The organism is Hydrogenophaga borbori (assembly GCF_003417535.1).
Lineage (GTDB): Bacteria > Pseudomonadota > Gammaproteobacteria > Burkholderiales > Burkholderiaceae_C > Hydrogenophaga > Hydrogenophaga borbori.
The window spans coordinates 205791-228693 of sequence record NZ_QVLS01000002.1 but is presented as its reverse complement, the minus strand read 5'-3'; the positions used below and the strand labels follow the sequence as shown (position 1 = coordinate 228693).

The 22903-nt window shown below is 72.1% G+C and carries 21 protein-coding genes; 16 read left to right on the top strand and 5 right to left on the bottom strand.

The genetic code is table 11. The features are described 5' to 3' along the window. Positions 1–48: 48 nt before the first annotated feature. Positions 49–813 (bottom strand): thioesterase II family protein, encoded by a 765-nt coding sequence (locus tag DY262_RS04260; RefSeq protein WP_116957737.1) that lies wholly within the window; start codon positions 811–813, stop codon positions 49–51. A 384-nt stretch (positions 814–1197) separates the two neighbouring features. On the opposite strand from DY262_RS04260, the gene DY262_RS04255 reads away from it, so the two are divergent. Next, positions 1198–1899, top strand: coding sequence for a 4'-phosphopantetheinyl transferase family protein (locus tag DY262_RS04255; protein WP_116957736.1), 702 nt, complete (start codon positions 1198–1200; stop codon positions 1897–1899). A gap of 28 nt (positions 1900–1927) precedes the next feature. Here the strand turns inward: DY262_RS04255 and DY262_RS04250 are convergent, their stop codons facing one another. Next, entirely contained in the window at positions 1928–3106 is a 1179-nt protein-coding gene (locus DY262_RS04250) for an MFS transporter (protein WP_245980811.1), read from the bottom strand. Positions 3107–3189: 83 nt separating this feature from the next. Here DY262_RS04250 and DY262_RS04245 point away from each other — a divergent pair, with 83 nt between their 5' ends. Next, positions 3190–3975, top strand: coding sequence for an AraC family transcriptional regulator (locus tag DY262_RS04245; RefSeq protein ID WP_181936410.1), 786 nt, complete (start codon positions 3190–3192; stop codon positions 3973–3975). Between the two features lie 137 nt (positions 3976–4112). Next, entirely contained in the window at positions 4113–4649 is a 537-nt protein-coding gene (locus tag DY262_RS04240) for an AAA family ATPase (protein WP_116957733.1), read from the top strand. Between the two features lie 224 nt (positions 4650–4873). On the opposite strand, the gene DY262_RS04235 is transcribed toward DY262_RS04240, so the two are convergent. After that, on the bottom strand, positions 4874–5680 hold the full coding sequence (locus DY262_RS04235) for an IclR family transcriptional regulator domain-containing protein (RefSeq protein ID WP_116957732.1): 807 nt from the start codon (positions 5678–5680) through the stop codon (positions 4874–4876). Positions 5681–5805: 125 nt separating this feature from the next. Between DY262_RS04235 and DY262_RS04230 the strand changes: the two genes are divergently transcribed. From DY262_RS04230 to pcaF, 3 genes are read left to right on the top strand one after another with little or no spacing between them, the layout of a single operon-like run. After that, positions 5806–6522 (top strand): 3-oxoacid CoA-transferase subunit A, encoded by a 717-nt coding sequence (locus DY262_RS04230; RefSeq protein ID WP_116957731.1) that lies wholly within the window; start codon positions 5806–5808, stop codon positions 6520–6522. Beyond that, positions 6519–7175: a 3-oxoacid CoA-transferase subunit B gene (locus DY262_RS04225; protein ID WP_116957730.1), complete on the top strand. Its 657-nt coding sequence runs from the start codon at positions 6519–6521 to the stop codon at positions 7173–7175. The genes DY262_RS04230 and DY262_RS04225 overlap by 4 nt, the downstream gene beginning before the upstream one ends. Before the next feature lie 26 nt (positions 7176–7201). Then, the gene (pcaF, locus tag DY262_RS04220; protein ID WP_116957729.1) at positions 7202–8410 is read left to right on the top strand and encodes a 3-oxoadipyl-CoA thiolase; all 1209 of its coding nucleotides are present in this window, start codon (positions 7202–7204) and stop codon (positions 8408–8410) included. A 90-nt stretch (positions 8411–8500) separates the two neighbouring features. Here pcaF and DY262_RS04215 read toward each other — a convergent pair whose 3' ends face one another. Continuing rightward, positions 8501–9859: a class II fumarate hydratase gene (locus DY262_RS04215; RefSeq protein ID WP_116957728.1), complete on the bottom strand. Its 1359-nt coding sequence runs from the start codon at positions 9857–9859 to the stop codon at positions 8501–8503. 154 nt (positions 9860–10013) lie between these two features. Here DY262_RS04215 and DY262_RS04210 point away from each other — a divergent pair, with 154 nt between their 5' ends. From DY262_RS04210 to DY262_RS04200, 3 genes are read left to right on the top strand one after another with little or no spacing between them, the layout of a single operon-like run. After that, positions 10014–10736, top strand: coding sequence for an ABC transporter ATP-binding protein (locus tag DY262_RS04210; protein WP_116957727.1), 723 nt, complete (start codon positions 10014–10016; stop codon positions 10734–10736). 17 nt (positions 10737–10753) lie between these two features. After that, positions 10754–13120, top strand: coding sequence for an ABC transporter permease (locus DY262_RS04205; RefSeq protein WP_116957726.1), 2367 nt, complete (start codon positions 10754–10756; stop codon positions 13118–13120). After that, complete coding sequence (locus DY262_RS04200) at positions 13117–14337, top strand: efflux RND transporter periplasmic adaptor subunit (RefSeq protein ID WP_116957725.1); 1221 nt, start codon at positions 13117–13119, stop codon at positions 14335–14337. Before DY262_RS04205 ends, DY262_RS04200 begins: the two co-directional genes overlap by 4 nt. 38 nt (positions 14338–14375) lie before the next feature. On the opposite strand, the gene DY262_RS04195 is transcribed toward DY262_RS04200, so the two are convergent. Continuing rightward, the gene (locus DY262_RS04195) at positions 14376–15284 is read right to left on the bottom strand and encodes a LysR family transcriptional regulator (RefSeq protein ID WP_116957724.1); all 909 of its coding nucleotides are present in this window, start codon (positions 15282–15284) and stop codon (positions 14376–14378) included. A 103-nt stretch (positions 15285–15387) separates the two neighbouring features. Between DY262_RS04195 and DY262_RS04190 the strand changes: the two genes are divergently transcribed. The 7 genes from DY262_RS04190 (at position 15388) to DY262_RS04160 (ending at position 22853) form a co-directional block, all read left to right on the top strand. Next, positions 15388–16380, top strand: coding sequence for a Bug family tripartite tricarboxylate transporter substrate binding protein (locus DY262_RS04190; RefSeq protein ID WP_070398041.1), 993 nt, complete (start codon positions 15388–15390; stop codon positions 16378–16380). Next, entirely contained in the window at positions 16377–18098 is a 1722-nt protein-coding gene (locus tag DY262_RS04185; protein WP_116957723.1) for an FAD-dependent oxidoreductase, read from the top strand. The genes DY262_RS04190 and DY262_RS04185 overlap by 4 nt, the downstream gene beginning before the upstream one ends. Positions 18099–18186: 88 nt before the next feature. Next, the gene (locus tag DY262_RS04180; protein WP_116957722.1) at positions 18187–18669 is read left to right on the top strand and encodes an acyl-CoA thioesterase; all 483 of its coding nucleotides are present in this window, start codon (positions 18187–18189) and stop codon (positions 18667–18669) included. Positions 18670–18877: 208 nt separating this feature from the next. Further along, positions 18878–19375: a Csu type fimbrial protein gene (locus DY262_RS04175; protein WP_116957721.1), complete on the top strand. Its 498-nt coding sequence runs from the start codon at positions 18878–18880 to the stop codon at positions 19373–19375. Positions 19376–19388: 13 nt separating this feature from the next. Next, positions 19389–20081 carry a fimbrial biogenesis chaperone gene (locus DY262_RS04170; protein ID WP_116957720.1) on the top strand — a complete coding sequence of 231 codons (693 nt, stop codon included), beginning with the start codon at positions 19389–19391 and terminating at the stop codon, positions 20079–20081. Next, positions 20062–22356: a fimbria/pilus outer membrane usher protein gene (locus tag DY262_RS04165; protein WP_116957719.1), complete on the top strand. Its 2295-nt coding sequence runs from the start codon at positions 20062–20064 to the stop codon at positions 22354–22356. Before DY262_RS04170 ends, DY262_RS04165 begins: the two co-directional genes overlap by 20 nt. Beyond that, positions 22353–22853: a Csu type fimbrial protein gene (locus DY262_RS04160; protein ID WP_116957718.1), complete on the top strand. Its 501-nt coding sequence runs from the start codon at positions 22353–22355 to the stop codon at positions 22851–22853. Before DY262_RS04165 ends, DY262_RS04160 begins: the two co-directional genes overlap by 4 nt. Positions 22854–22903: the final 50 nt, after the last annotated feature.

Sequence of the window (22903 nt, the reverse complement as noted above, 5' to 3'; positions counted from 1 at the left end):
CCGCGCAACGCGCTGCGGTGCGAGCCCCTTCGGGCGGCCGTGCCGGGCTCATGCCGCCACCCTCCCCAGCAGCGGTGCCAGGCTGGCCGACACCTCGGCCAGCAGCGCGTCGCGCTGGGCGTTCAGGTAGAAATGGTCGCCCGGCAGCACGCGCAAGCGGAAGGGTCCGCTGGACTCGTTGCGCCAGCCCTCCAGGTGCTCGCGCGGCGTCAGCGGGTCGTGCGAGCCGCCGAACACGGACAGCGGGCAGGCCAGCGGCGGGCGCCCGGCGAGCGGCGCGTGCGTCTCCAGCGCGTGGATGTCGGCGCGCAGGGACGGCAGCAGCATGGCCATCAGTTCCTCGTGCTCGGCCACCTCGGGCGGAATGCCGCCGTAGCGGCGCTGGATCTCGGCCACGAAATCGGCGTCGGACAACACGTGCAGCAGCGGGTCGGGGTTGGGCCAGTGCGGCGGGCGCCGGCCCGAGACGAACAGGTGCCCGGGCTGGGGCGCGCCCTCATGGCGCAGCGCGCGCGCCACTTCGTTGGCCAGCACGGCGCCCATGCTGTGGCCGAACAGCGCGTACGGCCGGTCCAGGTGCGGCCTCAACGCGGCCACCACGGCCTCGACGATGGTGTCCAGCCGCGTGACCACCGGATCGTTCAGGCGATTGGCCCGCCCGGGCAGCTGGATGGCGATCAGCTCCACCGCGTCGGGCAAGGCATTGCACCAGGGCCGATAGACCGCCGCGCTGCCGCCGGCGTGGGCGAAACAAAAGAGGCGCAGGCGCGCGCCGGGACGGGGAACGAAGCGCTGAAACCACGGGCTGTTCATGGCGCGCCCCGGCGGCTGGAGACCTGAGCGTCGACGGCTGGTGCGACCCTGCGTTGCATGATGACTTCCTCTGGCTCGCCCAGGTGGGCGCACCTGCTCCCCATGTAGAGGGAACGTATGGGTTTTTGGCCTTCGATGTTACCGAATGTATCGTCTCGGGCGGCTCCGCCGACCCCCTATTTCAGTGCCTTTCATCACGTTCCTTCCTCTACCTGTATCAAGTTCCATGCGAGCACCGTGCGCAGAGTGAAGAACTGGTGAAATCCGGGGGCCTCCGAATACCCGTTACAGAATGTCGGCCGGGGCCGGCAGGCGATTAGACGGGCACCGGCCAAAGATAGGTAGTAAATATTCACGCAACGGCCCACGAGGGTGTAACCAAGGATGCGGATCAAGCAACAGGCGCCCCTCGCGGCCCCGGGCATCGAGCTGTGGCTGGTGGACCTGGAGGTCCCGGCGCGCGAACACGAGGCGCCCGCCCCCGGCGACTGGCTGGACGACGCCGAGCGCGCGCGCGCCGCGCGCTTTCACTTCGAGCGCGACGCCCACCGCTACCGCGCCAGCCACAGCGCCCTGCGCCACCTGCTCGCCCAACGCACAGGCGTGGCGGCGGCCAGCCTGCGCTTCGGGGCGGGCAGCCACGACAAGCCGCGCCTGGACCTGCCCGGCGCGCCGGCCTTCAACATGAGCCACAGCGGGCGCTGGGCCCTGATCGGCATCGGCGGGCAAACGCCCATCGGCGTGGACATCGAGGCGCCGCGCGAGATGGGCGAGCTGATGGCCCTGGCCGAGCGCAACTTCACCGCCACCGAGTGCCGCGAACTGCTGGCCCTGCCCGAGGCCGGGCGCCTGCGCGCCTTCCTGCGCTGCTGGACGCGCAAGGAAGCCTGCCTCAAGGCCATCGGCAGTGGGCTGTCGATCGAGCCAGGCCTGTTCGAGGCTGGCACCACGCCCGAGCAGCGCACCACCACCGTGCCGGTGTCGGGCCAGGCCTGCCAGGTGACGGTGCTCAGCGTGGACGTGGACCGCGAGGCCCTGGCGGCCGTGGCCTGGCTCGAACCCGGCTCACGGCACCTGGCGTTCTAGTCCGGCGAGACGGGGTCGCCGCCCCCCTTCAGCCCACCGGCGCCGGCACCGGCGCGGGCGTGCGCGGCATTTGCGTGAGCACCAGCAGCGTGACCACCGAGGTCACCGCCATCACGCCCAGCAAGGCGGTGAAGCCTGCGGCCTTCACCACCGGCCCGATCAGCCACACCGCCACCGAACTGGCGCCCAGCGACACCGCCAGCCGCATGCCGGCCACGCGCGAGCGCATGCCGTCGTCGACGAAGCGCACGATCATCGCGTCGGTGAAGGGAATGGCGCCGAAGATCGCCGACATGAACAGCAGCTGGATGAGCAGGAAGGCCCAGCCGTTCAGCGTGGTGGCCAGCAACAGCAGCAGCGCCTGCAGGGTGATGACGCCGATGTAGAGCCGCTTGAGCGAGTGCCGGTCGATGAGGTGCCCCACGATGAGCTGCGTGACCGAGGCCACCGCGTAGACCAGCGCCAGCAGCGTGCCGATGCGCGCCGGGTCCTGCGAGACCTCGCGCAGGCGGTCGGTCAGCAGCTCGAAGTTGGCGTTGGTGGAGAAGTTGAACAACAGGCTGCCGCTGGTGGCGGCCATGGTCATGATGAGGAACAGCCGCGCCATCGGCACCCCGGACACCTGCGCCGCGCCGCCCTTTTTCTTGGCTGGCGCCGCGCTCTCGCGCGAGCCGTAGACAGCGAACAGCAGGCCGCAGGCCAGGCACAGCAGCCCCGGCACCACAAAGGCCACACGCCACCCCGCGTACTTCACGAGAAAGCCCGTGACGATGGCCGCGAAGGCCACGCCCAGGTTGCCCGCCAGGCCGTTCACGCCGATGGTCCAGCCCGGGCGCGGCGCGCCCTGCACCAGCATGGGAATGCCCACCGGGTGGTAGATCGACGCGAAGGCGCCCAGCAGCGCCAGCGCGAACGCCATCTGCAGCGGCGTGTTCGTGGCGGCCACCAGCAGCGAGGCCAGGCCCATGCCGAAGAAGAACACCAGCATCATCTTGCGCCGGCCCCAGTGATCGCCCAGCTTGCCTGCGGGCAGCGAGCCGATGCCGAAGAAGAAAAACGCCGCCACGCCGTAGGGCATGAGGTCTTCCCAGCGCGCCAGGCCGAACTCGGTGGCGATGCTGGTCACCGCGGTGGCGAAGATCAGCAACATCATGTGGTCCATGGCGTGGCCCACGTTCAACAGGGTCTGGGTGGTCTTGTTGTGCATGGGGGCGATCATCGCCGGTTAAGCTGCGCGGAAGAAATTCAAGACCGCCAGAAATGCGTCCAAAACCGCCAAGCCGTCCCGGCGTGCTGCGCCGGGGTCCCAGCGCCGACGCGCAGGCCGCCAACCGGGTGCCGCGCCCCGTGGCCGCGCTGGCGCGCTCCGATCCGGCCGGCATGGAAATCGCCCCCCACCTGCACGCGCGCGACCAGCTGATCTACGCCATCCGTGGCGTCATGACGATCCGCGCCAAGGGCTTCATCTGGACCCTGCCGCCCAGCCACGGCATGTGGATGCCCGCGCACACCGTTCACCAGATCCGCATGGACACCGAGGTCGAGATGCGGACCCTGTACTTCCAGCCCGGCACGGTCACGGGCCAGGGCCGCGACTGCCAGGTGCTGGCGATCACACCGCTGCTGCGTGAGCTGATCCTGCGCGCGATGACGATCCCGCCGCGCTACGCGCTCGACAGCGCCGACGCGCGCCTGATGGACCTGATCGTCGACGAGGTGGGCTGGCTGGAGTCCCGGCCCCTGTCCCTGAAACTGCCCGAAGACAAGCGGCTCGCGCGCCTGTGCCAGTGGCTGATCGAGAACCCGGGCGAGGCCGCCTCCATCGCCGAACTGGGCCGCGAGGTGGGCCTGTCCGAGCGCAGCGTGATCCGGCTGTTCCCGCAGGAAACGGGCCTGAGCCTGCACCGCTGGCGCCAGCAGGCGCGGCTGATGCGCGCCTTCGCGCTGAGCGACCAGGGCATGAACATCGGGCAGTTGGCGGATGAACTCGGCTATGCGAGCGCGTCGGCCTTCGGAAAGATGTTCGCCAAGCAGTTCGGGCAGGCGCCGAGGAAGGTGTTGGGCGGGTCGGGGTGAAGGGGCCGCGGGTGGGCGGGTGTCAGGGAAGGCGCCCTGGTGCACCCACGGGGCACCTGCTTCGTTTCCGGGTGCCGGCTGGGGGCCCGAAGCCGTCTTTGGCACTGGCCACAACGCGCTGCAGAATCCGGTCCTCAATGAATCAGGCAAAAGACATCCTCATCCTTACCGGTACTCCAGGCGCGGGGAAAACGACCACCGCCAAGGCGCTAGCAGCGACATCGGGCTCGCCCAAGGTGCATCTTCATTGCGATGACTTCTGGCACTTCATCAAGCACGGAGCGATCCCACCTTTTCTGGAATCGGCGCACAAACAAAACGAAACGGTCGTCAAGGTGTTGGCCCAGGCGGCGGAGGGCTATGCGAAGGGTGGCTACTTTGTCATCGTGGATGGCATCGTCGGGCCGTGGTTCCTGGACGCCTTCATTGGGCTTTCGGCGCGCCTTCACTACATAGTGCTTCAGATCGATGTCGACAGCGCAATTGCGCGCTGCCAAGCCCGTGGCGGCGACACGCTCACCGATGCGCAAGTGATTGCATCCCTGCATCGCCAGTTGTCGTCTCTTGGGGCGCTGAACAAGCATGTGCTGGACATACGAAGCCTGTCGCCAGAACTCACATTGGCTGCCGTGGTCGCCGCAGTTGAAAGCGAAAAGTTTCTCCTGAACGCCTAAGCGCCTGAGTTCACCACCGCCGCGCTTGGTAAGAGCCCGCTCCTGGCCGTGAGCCGCGATCGCAGTCGACACGAAACCACTCGGCCCACATCCGAGCCAGGGCGCACTCCCGCCAATGCTTCGCGGCGATCGCCCGCCCATCGCCAGCCGAGGGCTTGGGCCCGGCCGCTGGGGGCGACTATGCGCAGGCGAGGAGCGCAGGACGGCCGGCCCAAGCGACCGACTCACCCCCGCCCGGCGCGTCCCAGCAAAGACGACACCTCGTCCGCCGCCGCCCGCAGCTTCGGCAGCAGCTGCTCCTTCATCACCGTCGCCGAGGTGCGGTTCGCCTGCCCCGACACGTTGAGCGCCGCGATCACCGCGCCCGCGCGGCTCCTCACCGGCGCCGCGATGGAGATCAGGCCCTCCTCCAGCTCCTGGTTCACCAGCGCCCAGCCCTGGCGACGCACCTGCTGCACACGCGCCAGGATCTCGGCCGGCTCGGTGGCCGTGTGGCGCGTGTTCGCGCGCCGCTCGCTGGCCTTCAGCCGCGCCTTCACCTCGGCGTCGTCCAGCCCCGCCAGCAGCACACGGCCGAGCGAGGTGCAGTAGGCCGGCAGGCGTGTGCCCACGTTGAGGTTGAGCGAGACGATCTTGTGCGTGTGCACACGCAGCACGTAGACGATGTCGCTGCCGTCCAGCACCGCCGCCGAACACGACTCGCCCACCGCGTCCGCCAGGCGCTCCATCACCGGCTCGGCCAGGTTCCATATCGGCATGGACGTGAGGTAAGCGAAGCCCAGGTCCAGGATGCGCGGCGTGAGGCGGTACAGCTTGCCGTCGCCCTCGACGTAGCCCAGCGTCTGCAGGGTGAGCAGGATGCGCCGCGCGCCGGCGCGCGTGAGCCCGCTGCGCGCGGCCACCTCGGACAGGGTCTGCTCGGACGCCTCGGCGCTGAAGGAGCGGATCACCTCCAGACCACGCGCGAAAGACTGCACGTAGCCGTCACCGGGCGTGGGGGCGTCGGGTGCGCGACGGGCGTGGGTTGCCATGGGCTTTGGTGGGCGACTAGAATGATTCGTCAATCGAACAAGTGTTCGTCATTAGAACATCTGGCGATCGACACGGCAAGCGCCCCTCCCCGCTGTTTCAGCGTTCCGTCCGGAGACCAACCCCCGTGATCAACAAGATCGCTTCCTCGGTGGCCGAGGCCCTGCACGGCGTGCGCGACGGCGCCACCGTGCTCATCGGCGGCTTCGGCACCGCCGGCATTCCCAACGAACTCATCGCCGGCCTGATCGAACAGGGCGCGCGCGAGCTCACCGTGGTGAACAACAACGCCGGCAACGGCGAGCACGGCCTGGCCGCGCTGCTCAAGACCGGGCGCGTGCGCAAGATCATCTGCAGCTTCCCGCGCCAGGCCGACAGCCAGGTGTTCGACGGCCTGTACCGCTCGAAGCAGATCGAGCTCGAACTGGTACCCCAGGGCAACCTGGCCGAGCGCCTGCGCGCCGCGGGCGCGGGCATCGGCGCCTTCTTCACGCCCACGGGCTACGGCACCGAGCTCGCCAAGAACGCCGACGGCTCGCCGAAGGAAACGCGTGTCATCGACGGCCGGCCCTATGTGCTGGAGTACCCCATCCACGGCGACGTGGCGCTCATCAAGGCCGAGCGCGGCGACCGCTGGGGCAACCTGGTCTACCGCAAGGCCGCGCGCAACTTCGGCCCGGTGATGGCCACCGCCGCCAAGCGCTGCATCGCCAGCGTATTCGACATCGCCGAACTCGGCGCGCTCGACCCCGAAACCATCGTTACCCCAGGCATCCACGTCAGCGCGGTGGTGAAGATTGCGCGCGTGGCCACGCAGGCCGGCGGTTTCAAGGAGGCGGCATGAGCTACACCCGACGCACCAAGGACGCGCTCGCAAAGCGCGTCGCGCAAGACATCCACGACGGCGCTTACGTGAACCTGGGCATCGGCCAGCCCACGCTGGTGGCCAACCACCTGCCACCGGGCATCGAGGTGATCCTGCACAGCGAGAACGGCATCCTCGGCATGGGCCCGGCGCCCGCCAGCGGCCAGGAGGACTACGACCTCATCAACGCCGGCAAGCAGCCCGTGAGCCTGCTGCCCGGCGGCGCCTTCTTCCACCACGCCGACAGCTTCGCCATGATGCGCGGCGGCCACCTCGACATCTGCGTGCTCGGCGCCTTCCAGGTCTCGGCCACGGGCGACCTGGCCAACTGGAGCACCGGCGAGCCCGGCAGCATCCCGGCCGTGGGCGGCGCCATGGACCTGGCCATCGGCGCCAAGCAGACCTGGGTGATGATGGACCTGCTCACCAAGCAAGGCACGAGCAAGGTGGTGCCGCAATGCAGCTACCCGCTCACCGGCATCGGCTGCGTCAAGCGCATCTACAGCGACCTGGCCACGCTCGAATGCACGCCCCAGGGCCTGCGCCTGATCGACACGGTCGAGGGCCTCTCGCTCGACGAACTGCAGCGCCTCGTGGGCCTGCCCATCGCCGCCCCGGCCACGCCCGCCTGAACCCCTTCACTTCTTCCGGAGAACCCATGAGCACCCGTCAAGCCTTCATCTGCGACGCCATCCGCACCCCCTTCGGCCGCTACGGCGGCGCGCTGTCCAGCGTGCGCACCGACGACCTCGGTGCGATCCCCATCAAGGCCTTGATGGAGCGCAACCCGTCCGTGGACTGGGCCGCCGTGGTCGACGTGCTGTACGGCTGCGCCAACCAGGCCGGCGAAGACAACCGCAACGTGGCGCGCATGGCCGCGCTGCTGGCGGGCCTGCCCATCGAGGTGCCCGGTGCCACCATCAACCGACTCTGCGGCTCGGGCCTGGACGCGGTGGGCAGCGCGGCGCGCGCCATCAAGGCCGGCGAGGCGGGCCTGATGATCGCCGGCGGCGTGGAGAGCATGAGCCGCGCGCCCTTCGTCATGCCCAAGGCCGAGAGCGCCTTCAGCCGCGCCAATGCGGTGTACGACACCACCATCGGCTGGCGCTTCGTCAACAAGCTCATGAAGGGGCAGTATGGCGTGGACTCCATGCCCGAGACGGCCGAGAACGTGGCGGTGGATTACAAGATCGAGCGCGAGGCCCAGGACCGCATGGCCCTGGCCAGCCAGCTCAAGGCCGTGGCCGCGCAGAAGGCCGGCCACCTGGCGCGCGAGATCGTGCCGGTGACCATCCCGCAGAAGAAAGGCGACCCGGTCATCGTCGACAAGGACGAGCACCCGCGCGAGACCAGCCTGGAGGCGCTGGCCAAGCTCAAGGGCGTGGTCAAGCCCGAGGGCAGCGTGACCGCCGGCAACGCCAGCGGCGTGAACGACGGCGCCTGCGCCCTGCTGCTGGCCGATGAGGCGAGCGCGTCCAAGCATGGCCTCACGCCCAAGGCGCGTGTGGTCGGCATGGCCACGGCCGGCGTGGCGCCGCGCGTGATGGGCATCGGCCCCGCGCCGGCCAGCGAGAAGGTGCTCGCGCTCACCGGCCTCACGCTGGAGCAGATGGACGTGATCGAGCTCAACGAGGCCTTCGCGGCCCAGGGCCTGGCGGTGTTGCGTTTGCTCGGCCTGAAGGACGACGATGCGCGCGTGAACGCCTGGGGCGGGGCCATCGCCCTGGGCCACCCGCTGGGCGCCAGCGGCGCGCGCCTGGCCACCACGGCCGTCAACCGCCTGCACGCCACGGGTGGGCGCTACGCGCTGTGCACCATGTGCATCGGCGTGGGGCAAGGCATCGCGGTGATCGTCGAGCGGGTTTGAGCGCTGCGGGGCTGGCCGGGGCGAAGCACCCGGCACTCGGCCATCAACCCGGTCGTCGGCTTGCAACGCTGGCCCGCCCCGGCCCTTGGCTCACCCCCCCTTCACCCAGGCATCGAACTGCTCCGCGCTGGCCAGCCCACGTTCGAGCACCAGCTCGCGCAGCGGTCTCCCCGAGGCCTGGACCTCGCGGTACAACACCGCCGCTTCCTCGTGCCCGATGCGCTTGGCCAATAGCGTGGCCTGCAGCATCGCGGGCGACAGCGTGGCCGCGATGCGCTCGCGATCGGGCTCCATGCCGCGCACGGCATGTTCCTCGAAGCTGCGCATGCCATCGGCCAGCAGGCGGATGCTCTGCAGCAGGTTGTGCGCCAGCAGCGGCTTGGCGGCGTGCATCTGGAACTGCCCCAGCGTGGCGCCAATGCCGATGCTCACGTCATTGCCCATCACCTGCGCGCACACCATGAGCAGCGATTCGCACTGCGTGGGGTTGACCTTGCCCGGCATGATGGAGCTGCCGGGCTCATTGGCCGGCAGCCGCCATTCACCCAGCCCCGGGCTGGCCTCCCAGCGCAGGTCGTCGGCGATCTTGCACAGCGCCAGCGCCAGCCCCCGCAACGCGCCGTGCAGCTGCAGCAGCGCGTCGTGCGCGGCCTGGGCCGCGTAGGGGTTGTCGGCGCGGCGCAGCGGCAGGCCGGTGGCCTCGCTCAAGGCCTCGGCCATGCGCGGGCCGAAGTCGGGGTGGGCGTTGGCGCCGCTGCCCACCGCCGTGCCACCGATGGCCAGGCCCTGCACCGCGCGCAGCGCCGGCGCCAGCGCGGCCCCGGCCTGATCGAGCTGCGCCACCCAGGCCAGCAGCTCGTCGGCCAGCGTGAGCGGCAGCGCGTTCTGCAGGTGGGTGCGGCCCGTCTTCATCACATCGCGCACGCCCTCGGCCTTGGCGGCGAGCGTGCCGCGCAGGGTGCGCAGCGCCGGTTGCAAGGCGCGTTCCACGCCCAGCAGCGCCGCCAGGTGGATGGCGGTGGGAATGGTGTCGTTGGACGACTGGCCGAGGTTGACCTCATCGTTCGGGTGCACCGGCCGGCCCAGCAGCGCCGAGGCGCGGCGCGCGATCACCTCGTTCATGTTCATGTTGCTCTGGGTGCCCGAGCCGCTCTGCCAGAGCGACAGCGGAAAGGCATCGGGCCAGCGGCCGTCCACCACCTCGGCGGCGGCCTGCGCGATGGCGTCGGCCACGGGCCGCTCCAGCGTGCCCAGGGCCGCGTTCACGCGCGCCGCGCAGCGCTTGGTGAGTGCCAGCGCGTGCAGCAGCTCAGGCGGCATCTTCTCGGTGGAAATGGCAAAGTGACCGATGGCCCGCTGCGTCTGTGCGCCCCAGGGCGCGTCGGCGGGGATCTGGATCTCGCCCCAGGCATCGTGTTCGGTGCGGGGCGAAGGCGAAGGTGGGTTCATGGCGTGTTCCTGACGTCGGGTGGCCGTGTGGCCGTACGGCGGCCGTCGGGCGAGCGGCAAGCGGTGTGCCCATCCGTCCCCGATCCGCCAGCTTGAGGCCCGCGCTTGACGTTCGTCAAGCGGCCGGGGCCGCCCCCATGCTGCAATCCCCGGCATGCCTGCCACGCCTGTCTTTTCCGCGCGCGCGCTCACCAAGGTGTACGGCGAAGGCCCCACCGCGGTGCACGCCCTGCGCGGCGTCGACCTGGACGTCATGCCGGGCGAGTTCGTCGTGCTGCTCGGGGCCTCGGGCAGCGGCAAGAGCACGCTGCTCAACATCCTGGGCGGGCTCGACTCCCCTTCGGGGGGCTCGGCGCGCTGGACGCACGCCGGCCAGACCCACGAGCTGGCCGGCGCCAGCGACGCCGAGCTCACGCGCTACCGGCGCGAGCACGTGGGCTTCGTGTTCCAGTTCTACAACCTCATCGCCAGCCTGACCGCGCGCGAGAACGTGGCCCTGGTGACCGACCTCGCCACCGATCCCATGGCGCCCGAGGAAGCGCTCGCGCTCGTGGGCCTGGAAGGGCGTCTGGACCATTTCGCGGCCCAGCTCTCCGGCGGCGAGCAGCAGCGCGTGGCCATCGCGCGCGCCATCGCCAAGCGCCCCGAGGTGCTGCTGTGCGACGAGCCCACCGGCGCGCTGGACTGCGCCACCGGCGTGCGCGTGCTGGAAGCCATCGAGCGGGTGAACCGCGAACTGGGCACCACCACCGTGGTCATCACGCACAACGCGCCCATCGCGCAGATGGCCGACCGCGTCTTGCGCCTGGCCGACGGGCGCATCGCCTCGGTGCAGGCCAACCCGAGCAAGCTCGCCGCCGCGGCGCTGAGCTGGTGAGCAGCGAGGCCAGGACCATGCGCGCGCTGACCATCAAGCTGGGCCGCGACCTGTGGCGCCTGCGCGCCCAGGTGCTGACCATCGCCATGGTCGTGGCCATCGGCGTGGGCGGCTTCGTCGGCCTGTTCTCGGTGCACGCGTCCCTGCTCGACGCGCGCGACCGGTTCTACGCCAGCCACCGCCTGGCCGACGTGTTCGTCGCGCTCAAGCGCGCGCCGCTGGCGCTGCGCGAGCGCATCGCCGCCCTGCCCGGCGTGGCCGAGGTGAAGACCGGCCTGGCCTTCGACGCGCGCGTCGACCTGGGCGACCCCGGCCCGCCCGTGACGGGCCGCTTCGTGGCCCTGGACCTGGCGCGCGTGCAGCGCGGCGAACAGGGACTCAATGCCCTGCGTCTGCGCGAGGGGCGCTGGCCCGAGGCGGGCACCACCCTGGAGGCATTGGTGAGCGAGGCCTTCGCCAAGGCGCGCGGCCTCAAGCCCGGCGACAGTGCGCGGGCCGTGCTCAACGGCCGGCAGCAGACGGTGCGCATCGTCGGCCTGGCGATCTCGCCCGAGTACGTGTTCGCCTCCGGCGGCGCCGCGCCCGACGAACGCAGCTTCGGCATCTGGTGGACCGACGCGCGCCGCCTGGGCGAGCTGCTGGACCTGCAAGGCGCCTTCAACCAGGCGGCGCTGCGGCTGGACACCGGTGCCTCCAGCGAAGCCGTCATCGACGCGCTGGACCGCCTGCTCGAGCCCTATGGCTCGCTGGGCGCGGTGGCGCGCGCCGACCAGCTCTCGGCGCGCGTGGTGGACGACGAACTCGACCAGCTGCGCGTGATGGGCACGGTGCTGCCCGCCATCTTTCTCGGCGTGGCGATGTTCATCCTCAACGGCGTGCTGGCGCGCCAGGTGGCCACGCAGCGCCCGCAGATCGCCGCGCTCAAGGCCCTGGGCTACGACGACGCGGTCATCGGCGGGCACTACCTGCAGCTGGCGCTGGTGGTGGCCGGCCTGGGCGTGCTCGGCGGGCTGCTGCTCAGCGCCGTCATCGGCCGGCTCATGCTGGGCCTGTACGAGCCGGTGTTCCGATTCGATGCCCTGGCCTACCGCACCACGACCGCCGCCGTGGGCGTGTCGGTGCTGCTGTCGCTGCTGGCGGCGGGCCTGGGCACCTGGGCCTCGATCCGCGCCGTGGTGCGGCTGCGCCCGGCCCAGGCCATGCTGCCACCGGCCCCCCCGCACTACCGGCGCACGCTGCTGGAACGCCTGGCGGGCCGGCGCGTGCGCGCCGCGCCGCTGCTGGTGCTGCGCGATGTGCAGCACCGGCCCTGGCGCACCGCCTTCACCATCGGCGGCGTGGCCATGGCCATGGCGCTGCAGATCTCGGGCGCCTTCTGGCTCGACGCCATCGCCCACATCGTGGACGTGCAGTTCCGCCAGGTGCAGCCCGGCAACGTGGCGCTGCAGTTCGAGCCGCGCGCGCCCGAGGGCGTGTTGCACGAGTTGCGCCGCCTGCCCGGCGTGCTGCAGGCCGAGGGCTACCGCAACGAGGCCGTGCGCGTGCACCACGGCGCGCGCTGGAAAGACGCCAGCCTCGCCGGCATGCCGCCGGGGGCGCGGCTGATGCGCGTGGTGGACGATCCGCTCGGCGCGGTGGAACTGCCCGACGAAGGCCTCGTGCTGTCGCACCTGCTCGCGCGCGCGCTGGACGCGCGCGTGGGCGACACCGTGACGGTGGTGTTCCGTACCGGCCACCGGCGCCGGATCGACCTGCCCGTGGTGGCCGAGGTGCACGCCCTCATGGGTCAGCAGGCCTACATGCGCCTGTCCACCCTGCAGGGCCTCACGCGCGATGGCGCGGGCCTGTCGCAAGCCGTGCTGCAGGTGGACCCGGCCTCGATGCCGGCGTTCTGGTCGGCCGTGAAGGCAGCGCCCTCGATCGGCGGGGTGTTCGACAAGCGATCGGTCCAACAGACCTTCGACGAGCGCACCCAGCACAACATGGGGGCCTTCAGCGCCATCCTCACGCTGTTCGCCATTGCCATGGCCGTGGGCATCACCTACAACGCCGCGCGCATCGCGCTGTCCGAACGCGCCTGGGACCTGGCCAGCCTGCGCGTGTTGGGCATGACGCGCGCCGAGGTCTCGGTGCTGCTGCTGGGCCAGCTCGCCGTGGAGCTGCTGCTGGCGCTGCCGCTGGGCCTGCTCGCGGGGCGCGCCCTGGCCGGCCTGCTCATGCGCCTCATGTCATCGGACAACATCGATTTTCCCGTGGTCATCGCGCCGTCCACCTACGCGTGGGCGGCGCTCATCGTGCTGGCCGCTGGCGCGGCCAGTGCCCTGCTCGTGCGCCGCCACGTCGACCGGCTCGACCTGGTGGCTGTTCTGAAGGTGCGCGAATGAACGACGACAAGACCCCACCCAGGCGCCGCGTGCGCCTGATCGCCGCCGCCACGGCCGCGGCCCTGGCCATCGCCGCCCTGCTCGTCTGGGCCCTGCGGCCCGCGGCCTTGCCGGTGGAGATCGCCACGGTGCAGCGCGGCGACTTCGAGCAATCCATCGAGGAGGACGGCGTGCTGCGGCTGCTGCAGCGCTACACCGTGGCGGCGCCCACCGCCGGCGAACTGCTGCGGCCCGGCCTGAAGGTGGGCGACACCGTCGCCGAGGGCGAGCCGCTGGCGGTGCTGCGGCCCGCGGCGCCATCGATGATCGACAGCCGCACGCGCGAGGTCTTGCGCCAGCGCGTCGGCAGCGCCGAGGCCGCGCTGGCGGCCACACGGGCGCAGGCCGCGCGCGCGCAGGCCGCGCTGGCGCAGGCCGAGCTGGACGCGCGGCGCAGCGAGGAACTGGCGCGCGCGCAGTTCGTGGCGCCGTCGGCGCGCGAACAGGCGCAGCTCAACCTCACCGCGGCGCGCCAGGCCCTGGCCGGCGCGCAGGCCGAGCAGCGCGTGGCGGCGCATGGCCTGAGCGAGGCGCGCGCGGCGCTGGCGCGCGCCGACGGCGGCGGCGAGGCCAGCGAGGGCCTGTGGACGCTGCGCAGCCCGATCGCGGGCCGCGTGATCGCGGTGCACCGCGACAGCGCGGGCCCGGTGGGCGCAGGGCAGGCCCTGATGGAGCTGGGCGACACCACGCGGCTGGAAGCCATCGTGGACCTGCTGTCGGGGGATGCGGCGCGCGTGCCGCCGGGCGCGGCGGTCACGCTGCAGGCGGGCAGCGGCCTGCCGGCCTTGCCGGGGCGCGTCACGCGCGTGGAGCCGGTGGCGTTCACCAAGGTGTCCGCGCTCGGCATCGAGGAGCAGCGCGTCAACGTGCACGTGGAGCCGGCCGCTCCCTGGCCCGACCGGTTGCCGCTGGGCGAGGGCTACCGCGTGGAGGCCCGCATCGTGACGCTGGCGCAGGCCGACGCGCTGCTGGTGCCGAACGCGGCCCTGGTGCGCACACCAACCGGCTGGCAGGTTTTCGTGGTGGACGGGGACGGGCGGGCGCGGGCGCGCGCCCTCACCCTGGGGCCGCGCGGCACCGAGCAGGCCGTCGCCACCGACGGGCTGCGCGCTGGCGAGCGGGTGGTGCTGTACCCGGGCAACGGGGTGCGCGAGGGACAGCGCGTGCGCGAGCGCTGAGGCCTGGCGTCCGCACCGGCCTCGACCGGCGCGGCTCGCTAGGCCCGCAGCGCCGCTCGAACCTCGCGCACCAGCGCCTGCGCCGTCAGCGACAGCGCGCGCCCGCGCTTGGTCACGATGCAGATGTCGCGCGAGACGCGCGGCGCGCTCAGCGGCAGCACCGCCAGTTCTTGTGGCCGCGCCGCGCGCGCATACGCCGCCGGCATGATGGCGATCGCCATGCCGGCGCGCGTCATCCACAGCGCGGTGGAGAGGAAAGTCACCTCGTGCACCACGCGCAGCCGCACGCCCGCGCGCGCGGCGCTGGCGTCGATCAGCGGGCGCACGCCGTAGCCCGGGCGCACGGTGATCACCGGGTGGCCGTCCAGGTCGGCCCAGCGCAGGCGCGAGCGGCCCGCCAGCGCATGGCCCGCCGGGCAGACCACCGCCAGGTGGTCGCGCACCAGGGTGTCGGTGTCCACGTCGGCGCCGGCCTGCTCGGGCACACCGATGCCGAAGTCCACCTGCTCGCCCACCACGCGCGAGACGAACTGGTCGGGCGCGCAGTCGTTGATATCGACGTGGATGCCCGGGTGGCGCTCGCGAAAACGCACCACGGCCGCCGGCAGCAGCAGCTCGGCCAGCGTGGGCGTGACGGCCACGCTCACGCGCCCGCGCCGCAGCTGCGACAGCTCCAGCGTGCCCGCGCCCAGGGCCTCCGCGTCGCGCAGGATGCGCTCGGCCAGCACGATGGCCTCGAGCGCGGCCTGCGTGGGCTGCAGCGTGCGGGTGGTGCGGTCGAACAGGCGCGCGCCCAGGCCCTCTTCCAGCTGCCGCAGCGACAGGCTCACCGCCGACTGCGTGACCGACAGCTGCTCGGCCGCCGCGCTCACCTTGCGCAGGTGGAAAACCGCAGCGAAGGCGCGCAACTGGCGCATGCTGGGGATGAAGCGGGCGTCCATATTCATGAGTTCGAATAATAAATGGTTCGATAAGTTTTACTTTACGCATGAATCGGGAGCGGGTTGAATCGCGGGCGGACAAGCACCACCAGAAACAGGAGACAAGTCAATGAAGCCTTCCGCCCTCCGGCGCGCGCTGGGCGCCGCCCTTGGCGCCAGCGCCCTGCTCGCGCTCGCCGCCCCCGCGCTGGCCAACGAGGCCGCCTGGCCCACCAAGCCCATCCGCGTGATCGTGACCTTCCCGCCCGGCGGCAGCGCCGACGCCATCGTGCGCGCCATCGGCCCGCGCGTGAGCGAGAAGCTGGGCCAGCCGCTGGTGATCGAGAACCGCCCTGGCGCGGGCGGCAACATCGGCCTGACCGCCGTGGCCAAGGCCGAGCCCGATGGCCACACGGTGGGCCTGGGCGCGGCCGGCGCGCTGTCGGCCAACGTCAGCCTCTACCCGCAAATGCCCTACGACCCGGTGAAGGACTTCAAACCGGTCTCGCTGGTCGCGGCCATCCCCTTCGTGTTCGTGGGCCACCCGTCGGTGGGCGTGCGCACGCAGGCCGAGCTGATCGCCCTGGCCAAGCGCGACCCGAGCAAGCTGACCATCGGCCACGGCGGCAACGGAACGGCCATGCACCTCACGGCCTCGTTGTTCGACCAGATGGCGGGCACGAAGATCGTGCAGGTGGCCTACCGCGGCTCCGGCCCCGCTGCCGTGGATGCGCTGGCGGGCCAGATCCCGCTGGCCGTGACCGACCTGCCCGCCGCGCTGCCGCACATCCGCGCCGGCAAGCTGCAGGCCTTCTCGGTCACCAGCGACAAGCGCGTGCCCGCCCTGCCCGACGTGCCCACCGTGGCCGAGGCCGGTCTGGCGGGCTACGAATCGGTGGGCTGGTTCGGCATCGTCGCGCCCGCGGCCACGCCCGACGCCATCGTCAACAAGCTCAACGCGGCCCTGGTCGAGGCGCTCAACGACCCCGCCACGCAGGCCACCATCCGCGGCCTGGGCGTGGAACCCGCGCCGACCACGCCCAAGGCCTTCGGTGACTACATCAAGTCCGAAACCACCAAGTGGGCCAAGGTGATCCGCACCGCTGGCATCAAACTCGAATGAACCCCTCCGCCCCCCTGACCGACCCGACCAGCGCGTCGTCCACCGACGTGCTCATCGTGGGCGCCGGCCCCGTCGGCCTGACGCTCGCCATGGACCTTGCCGCGCGCGGCGTGCGCGTCACCATCGCCGAGCTGCGCGCCTACAAGGAGCCGCCCAGCGTGAAGTGCAACCATGTGGCCTCGCGCACCATGGAGCGCTTCCGTCAGCTCGGCGTGGCCGACCGGCTGCGCCAGGCGGGCCTGCCCGATGAACACCCCAACGACGTGGTGTTCCGCACCGCCATGACGGGCATCGAGCTCACCCGCATCCCCATCCCGAACCGGCTGGAGCGTTTCGTCGACAACGGCGGCCCCGACACCTGGTGGCCCACCGCCGAGCCACCGCACCGCATCAACCAGATCTACCTGGAGCCCATCCTGCTGGAGCACGCGGCGGCGCTGCCGAACGTGACCCTGCTCAACCGCACGCGCGTGGACGGCTTCGAACAGGACGCCGATGGCGTCACGGCCACGCTCGTCGGCCTGGACGGTGGCACCCCGCGCCGCGTGCGCGCGCGCTTCCTGGTCGGCTGCGACGGCGGCTCCTCCGGCGTGCGAAAGGCCATCGGCGCGCGGTTCGAGGGCACGGCCGTGATCCAGCGCGTGCAGTCCACCTACATCCGTGCCAAGGACCTGCTGAGCCGCCTGCCCGGCAAGCCCGCCTGGTGCTACTACTCGGTGAACCCCCGCCGCTGCGGCACGGCCTTCGCCATCGACGGCCGCGAGACCTGGCTGGTGCACAACCACCTCAACCCGCACGAGACCGAGTTCGATTCGGTGGACCGCGACCAGAGCATCCGCCACATCCTGGGCGTGGGTGACGACTTCCAGTACGAGGTCATCTCCAAGGAGGACTGGGTGGGCCGCCGCCTGGTGGCCGACCGCTTCCGCGACCGGCGCGCCTTTATCGCCGGCGACGCCGCCCACCTGTGGGTGCCCTATGCCGGCTACGGCATGAACGCGGGCATCGCGGACGCGCTCAACCTGTCGTGGCTGCTGGCCGCGCAGGTGCAGGGCTGGGCCGACCCGTCCATGCTCGACGCCTACGAGGCCGAACGCCAGCCCATCACCGAACAGGTGTCGCGCTTCGCCATGGACCACGCGCAGAAGATGATCAAGGCGCGCAGCGCGGTGCCGCCGAACATCGAAGCCAACGACGCGGCCGGCGCGGCGGCGCGCGCCCTCATCGGCGACGAGGCCTACCAGCTCAACGTGCAGCAGTTCTGCTGCGCGGGCCTGAATTACGGCTACTACTACAGCGGCTCGCCCATCATCGCGGCCGATGGCGAGGCGCCGCCGGCCTACACCATGGGTGACTTCACGCCCTCCACGGTGCCGGGCTGCCGCGCGCCGCACTTCTGGCTGGCCGACGGCCGATCGCTCTACGACGCCTTCGGCGCCGGCTACACGCTGCTGCTCGCGCAGGCCGACACCGAGGCCCAGCCGCTGCTCGACGCCGCCGCCGAGGCCGGCGTGCCGCTGACGGTGCTGGATGTCTCTCGCGAAGCGCGGCGCCCGCCCGAGTACCGCCACGCGCTGCTGCTCTGCCGCCCCGACCAGCACGTGGTCTGGCGCGGCGACACGGTGCCCGCCGACGCGCGCGCGCTGGTGGCGATGCTGCGCGGCGCCGCCCGCACGGGCACCAGCGCCGCGCCCCACCCCAGCGCCGCGCTGGCCTGAGGCCGCCCGCCCCCGCCGGCCCCCGCGCCGGCGGGGCCCCCGTGCCGTGTACATTGGCGCACCCCGCGCGCACCCCATCGAACCGGCCATGGACCTCCCCTCCCACCAGCTGAGCATGACCGTGCTCATGACGCCCGACATGGCCAACTTCTCGGGCAATGTGCACGGCGGCACCATCCTCAAGCTGCTGGACCAGGTGGCCTACGCCTGCGCCAGCCGCTACGCGGGGCGCTACGTGGTCACGCTCTCGGTGGACCAGGTGATGTTCCTGCAGCCCATCCACGTGGGCGAGCTCGTCACCTTCCTGGCGTCCATCAACCACACCGGCACCTCGTCCATGGAGGTCGGCATCAAGGTCGTGGCCGAGAACATCCGCTCGCAGGTGGTGCGCCACGCCAACAGCTGCTTCTTCACCATGGTGGCGGTGGACGACGGCGGCAAGCCCGTGCCGGTGCCACCGCTCAAGCCCGCCACGCCCGACGAGCACCGCCGCCAGGCCGCCGCGCGCGTGCGCAAGCAGCTGCGCCAGGAGTTCGCGCAGCGCACCGAGGCCCTTCGCCAGGCGAGCTGAGCCGCGCCGCCCGGCCTGCCGGGAAACCTTGACGGCGCGCGCCACCGCATGCCGGGAAAGCTTGCGACTTGGCGTCAAACCTCAAGAAAACCTCTGCCCGAAACGCGCGCCCTCAAAAGATAGATTGCGGGCCTCCGAGATCGCAGACAGGCACGCACCCCACCCGGACCGTGCGGCCGAGGTCTCGATGTCTGTCCAGGAGGTCGCCATGTCCCGCTGTCACACCCCCATCCGCCGCACCCTGGCCGCCGCCGGCCTGTGCCTGGCCGCGCTGCCCGCGCTCGCGCAAAGCAGCGCCACCTTCGGCGTCACGGCCACCGTGCTGGCCAGTTGCACGGTGGTCGGCGGCATTCCCCTGGCATTCGGCATCGTGTCGCCCGGCGTGCAGGCCGACAGCAGCACCGTCGTCACCGCCACCTGCACCGTGGGCACCCCCTACAGCCTCTCGCTCGACGCCGGCACGGGCAGTGGCGCCACGGTGGCCGACCGGCGCATGACCAGCGGCACTGACACCCTGGCCTACCGCCTCTACCGCGACGCCGGGCGCACCCAGCTGTGGGGCGATGGCACCAACGGCACCGTGTTCAACAGCAGCACCGGTACCGGCCTGCTGCAGTCCTTCACCGTGTACGGTCGGGTGCCGTCCAGCGCCACCGCCACGGTGGGTGTCTACGCCGACACCATCACCGTGACCGCCACCTACTGAGGCGGGGTCCGGCATGAAGCGCCTGCTCGCCCCGCTGCTCGCGCCAGTGGTTCTCGCGCTGGCCTTCCCGCCGGCCGCGTCGGCCTTCCAGGTGCGGCCCGTGCGGCTGGAGCTGGGCAGCCGCGCCCCGGCCTCGCAGCTGACGGTGCACAACCCCACCACCCGCCCCCTGCTGCTGCAGGCCGAGGCCTTCGATTGGAGCCAGGACGGCGGGGCCGACCGGCTCAAGCCCACGCAGGCGCTCATCGTCAACCCGCCCATCTTCGAGCTCGCGCCAGGCGCCACCCAGGTGGTGCGCGTGGGCCTGCGCCAGGCGGTGGAGTCGGGCGTGGAGCGCAGCCACCGCCTCTGGCTGAGCCAGGTGCCCACGCCTGGGGACGTCGACGACGGCGTGCAGCTGCTGCTGCGCGTGAGCCTGCCGGTGTTCGTCACCGGCGTGGCCACGCCGGCGGCCCAGCCGCAGTGGCGGCGCCACGGCGACACGCTGGAGCTGCACAACGCCGGCGGGCGCCACCTGCACGTGCATGGCCTGCAACTCCTGTCGGACCAGGGCGGCAGCACCCACTTCGGCCCCTGCTACGCCTTGCCCGGCCAGTGGTGCCGCTGGACGCTGCCGGCCGGCTGGTCGGCCGCCACCACGCGCTACGACGCCGACACCAGCGCGGGGCCGCTTCGCGGGGTGGTCGATGCGGTGGCGCCGCGTTGAGGCCCTGCTGCTCGCCATCGGCCTGTGCGGCGCGCTCACACCCGCGCGGGCCGAACCCGCGCCGCGCCTGCTGGAGGTCTGGCTCAACGGCGAACGCGTCGACGGCTTCGCGCCGCTGATGGAGGACGACGGCCGCTGGTACGCCACGGCCGAGACCCTGGCGCGCTGGCGCCTGCGCCCCGCCGATCCGCCGCGCACCATCGCCGGCGTGGCGCACCATGGCCTGCAGAACTGGTCGCCCCGCTTCGACAAGGCCCAGCAGCGGCTGGCGCTGCAGGCGCCGCCCGAGCAGTTCCTGGCCCAGCGCCTGCGCCTGGACGGTCGCAGCGACAGCGAGGCGCCGCTGATGGAGCCCCTGCCCGGCCTGGCCATGGACTACAGCGTGAACGCCGAACGCAGCGGCGGCCAGAGCAGCACCGCCGCCCTGCTCGACCTGCGCGGCTTCGGCTGGAGCACCGGCGGCCTGGCGCGCGCCAGCGGTGTGCTGCGCGCCGGCGCCAACCCGGCCGGACTGCCGCGCTGGCAGCGGCTGGACACCAGCCTGCAGCACAGCGACCCCAACGGCCTGTGGCGCACCAGCCTGGGCGACGCCATCACCTGCGGCGGCGAGCTTGCGCCCGCGCTGCGCTTCGCCGGCGCGCAATACGGCACCGACTTCAGCCTGCGCCCCGACCTCGTCACCCAGCCCCTGCCCTCGGTGTCGGGCAGCGCGCAGGTGCCCAGCGGCGTGGACCTGCTGATCGACAACCGCCCGGCCGGCAGCGCCCAGGTGGGGCCGGGCAACTACACCCTGGATCAGTTGCCCGGCGTGACCGGCGCGGGCGAGATCCGCGTGGTGCAGCGCGACCTGCTGGGTGTGGAGCGCGTGCAGGTGGTGCCCTACTACAGCAGCCCGCGCCTGCTGCGCCAGGGCCTGAGCGAGCACTGCGCGGAGGCCGGCGTGCTGCGCCGCGGCTACGCCTCTGCCAGCGACACCTACGGTGGCGGTTTTATCGCCGGCAGCCTGCGCCACGGACTGAGCGACACGCTCACCCTGCTGGGCCGCGCCGAGGCGGGCCAGGCCGTGCGCGCCGTGCACCTGGGCGCGCATTGGGTGGTGGCGGGCGCGGGCGTGCTCAGCCTGCAGCTCGGGCGCAGCCAGGCCGACGGCACCGGCGCCGGCCAGCGCACCGCCATCGGCTTCGAGCGCGTGGCGCGCGCCGGCAGCCTGAGCGCCACGATCGACACCGCCGGCACCGGCTTCCGCTCGCTCGACGGTTCGCGCCTGCCGCAGCGGCGCACCACCCTGTTCGCCGGCACCGGCATCGGCCAGACCAGCCTGTCCGCCGGCCTGGTGTGGCAGCGCGGCGCCCAGGGGCAGGACACACGCGTGCTCACCGCCGGCCTGCAGCGCCGCCTGGGCGCGCACTGGCACGCCGGCCTGAGCCTGTACCGGCGCGACGGCCAGTTCAGCGCGGCCCTGCTGCTCACCCGCGCGCTGAGCCCCGACACCACGCTGGCCGCGCGCGCGCAGGCCGGCGCGGACGCCGGCCTCACCGTGCAGGCGCAGCGCAGCGAGCCCGACGCCGGCGGCCTGGGCTGGCGCCTGCAGGGGGGCAGCGACGCGCTGAGCGCCCTGGCCGGCGTGAGCTGGCTGGGCCAACTCGGCCGTGTGGAAGCGCAAGCCACGAAATGGCGCCACGACCCCGAGGCCCACCTGCGCGTCGCGGCGCAGGGCGGCGTGTTGTGGATTGGCGGCCAGCCCATGCTGGGCCGCACCATCGGCGAGGCCGCCGCCGCGCGCGTGGAAATCGAGGGCATGGGCGGCGTGGGCGTGCGCCTCAACCACCGCGACACCGCCGTCACCGACGCCAAAGGCCAGGCCTGGGTCTGGGGCCTGCAGCCCTGGCAAGAGAACACCCTGGGCGTGGCCGCCGACGTGCTGCCGCTGGACGTGGTGCTGGGCGTGCCCGAGCTGCAGGTGCGCCCGCCCGCGCAGACCGTGGTGCGCGTGCGCTTCCCTGCCCGGCGCACGCGCTCGGCGCTGGTCAGCGTGCGCCTGCCCGACGGCAGCCCCGTGCCACCGGGCGCGCGCGCCTACCGCGCGCCCGGTGGCGCCCCGGCCGGCGACGAAGGCGCGCCCTTCGCCCACGGCGGCCAGGTCTGGCTCACCGATCTCGACGACTTCAACACCCTGCGCGTCGAAGGCCCGCAGGGCCTGTGCCGGGTGAGCTTTGCGCTCGCACCGACCCTGGGCGCCGCCGCCACCCTGGGCCCATTCACCTGCACACCATGAACACCAAGCCCCTCCTGCGCGCACTGCTCCTGCTGCTGACCGCCCTGCTCTGCGGCACCGCCGCCCGGGCGCAGAGCTGCAGCGTGAGCGCCACGGCCCTGGCCTTCGGCAACTACACCTCGCCAGGCGGCGCGCGCGCCGACAGCAGCGCGGCCGTGCTGGTCACCTGCACGCCCCAGTACCTGCTGCTCGCCTGCAAGAGCAGCTACACGCTCTCGCTGTCCGTGGGCGACCACGCCAGCGGCGCCCAGCGGCAACTGGCCGCCGGCGCGGGCCGCCTGGCCTACGGCCTGTTCAGCGACAGCCTGCGCCAGCAGCCCTGGGGCGATGGCGGCGCCAGCGGTCCCACCACCGGCGGCACCATCACCACCAGCCTGCTCAACCTGGTGTGCCTGCCGGGCAGCAAGTCGCACACCGTCTACGGCCGCCTACCCGCCAACCAGAGCGTGCCGGCCGGCAGCTACAGCGACAGCGTGGTGCTGACGGTGACCTACTGAGGTGAGGGAAAGGTGATGAGCCGCGCGGGACGTGGCGGTTACTGAAGGCG

Excerpts from the sequence above, each read along its gene's own strand:
- DY262_RS04225 (WP_116957730.1), top strand. The coding sequence starts at position 6,519 with ATGAGCTACACCCGACGCACCAAGGACGCGCTCGCAAAGCGCGTCGCG.
- DY262_RS04255 (WP_116957736.1), top strand. The coding sequence starts at position 1,198 with ATGCGGATCAAGCAACAGGCGCCCCTCGCGGCCCCGGGCATCGAGCTG.
- pcaF (WP_116957729.1), top strand. The coding sequence starts at position 7,202 with ATGAGCACCCGTCAAGCCTTCATCTGCGACGCCATCCGCACCCCCTTC.
- DY262_RS04165 (WP_116957719.1), top strand. The coding sequence starts at position 20,062 with ATGCGGTGGCGCCGCGTTGAGGCCCTGCTGCTCGCCATCGGCCTGTGC.
- DY262_RS04215 (WP_116957728.1), bottom strand. The coding sequence starts at position 9,859 with ATGAACCCACCTTCGCCTTCGCCCCGCACCGAACACGATGCCTGGGGC.
- DY262_RS04160 (WP_116957718.1), top strand. The coding sequence starts at position 22,353 with ATGAACACCAAGCCCCTCCTGCGCGCACTGCTCCTGCTGCTGACCGCC.
- DY262_RS04235 (WP_116957732.1), bottom strand. The coding sequence starts at position 5,680 with ATGGCAACCCACGCCCGTCGCGCACCCGACGCCCCCACGCCCGGTGAC.
- DY262_RS04250 (WP_245980811.1), bottom strand. The coding sequence starts at position 3,106 with ATGCACAACAAGACCACCCAGACCCTGTTGAACGTGGGCCACGCCATG.
- DY262_RS04175 (WP_116957721.1), top strand. The coding sequence starts at position 18,878 with ATGTCCCGCTGTCACACCCCCATCCGCCGCACCCTGGCCGCCGCCGGC.
- DY262_RS04190 (WP_070398041.1), top strand. The coding sequence starts at position 15,388 with ATGAAGCCTTCCGCCCTCCGGCGCGCGCTGGGCGCCGCCCTTGGCGCC.
- DY262_RS04170 (WP_116957720.1), top strand. The coding sequence starts at position 19,389 with ATGAAGCGCCTGCTCGCCCCGCTGCTCGCGCCAGTGGTTCTCGCGCTG.
- DY262_RS04180 (WP_116957722.1), top strand. The coding sequence starts at position 18,187 with ATGGACCTCCCCTCCCACCAGCTGAGCATGACCGTGCTCATGACGCCC.
- DY262_RS04200 (WP_116957725.1), top strand. The coding sequence starts at position 13,117 with ATGAACGACGACAAGACCCCACCCAGGCGCCGCGTGCGCCTGATCGCC.
- DY262_RS04195 (WP_116957724.1), bottom strand. The coding sequence starts at position 15,284 with ATGAATATGGACGCCCGCTTCATCCCCAGCATGCGCCAGTTGCGCGCC.
- DY262_RS04185 (WP_116957723.1), top strand. The coding sequence starts at position 16,377 with ATGAACCCCTCCGCCCCCCTGACCGACCCGACCAGCGCGTCGTCCACC.
- DY262_RS04205 (WP_116957726.1), top strand. The coding sequence starts at position 10,754 with ATGCGCGCGCTGACCATCAAGCTGGGCCGCGACCTGTGGCGCCTGCGC.
- DY262_RS04210 (WP_116957727.1), top strand. The coding sequence starts at position 10,014 with ATGCCTGCCACGCCTGTCTTTTCCGCGCGCGCGCTCACCAAGGTGTAC.
- DY262_RS04260 (WP_116957737.1), bottom strand. The coding sequence starts at position 813 with ATGAACAGCCCGTGGTTTCAGCGCTTCGTTCCCCGTCCCGGCGCGCGC.
- DY262_RS04240 (WP_116957733.1), top strand. The coding sequence starts at position 4,113 with ATGAATCAGGCAAAAGACATCCTCATCCTTACCGGTACTCCAGGCGCG.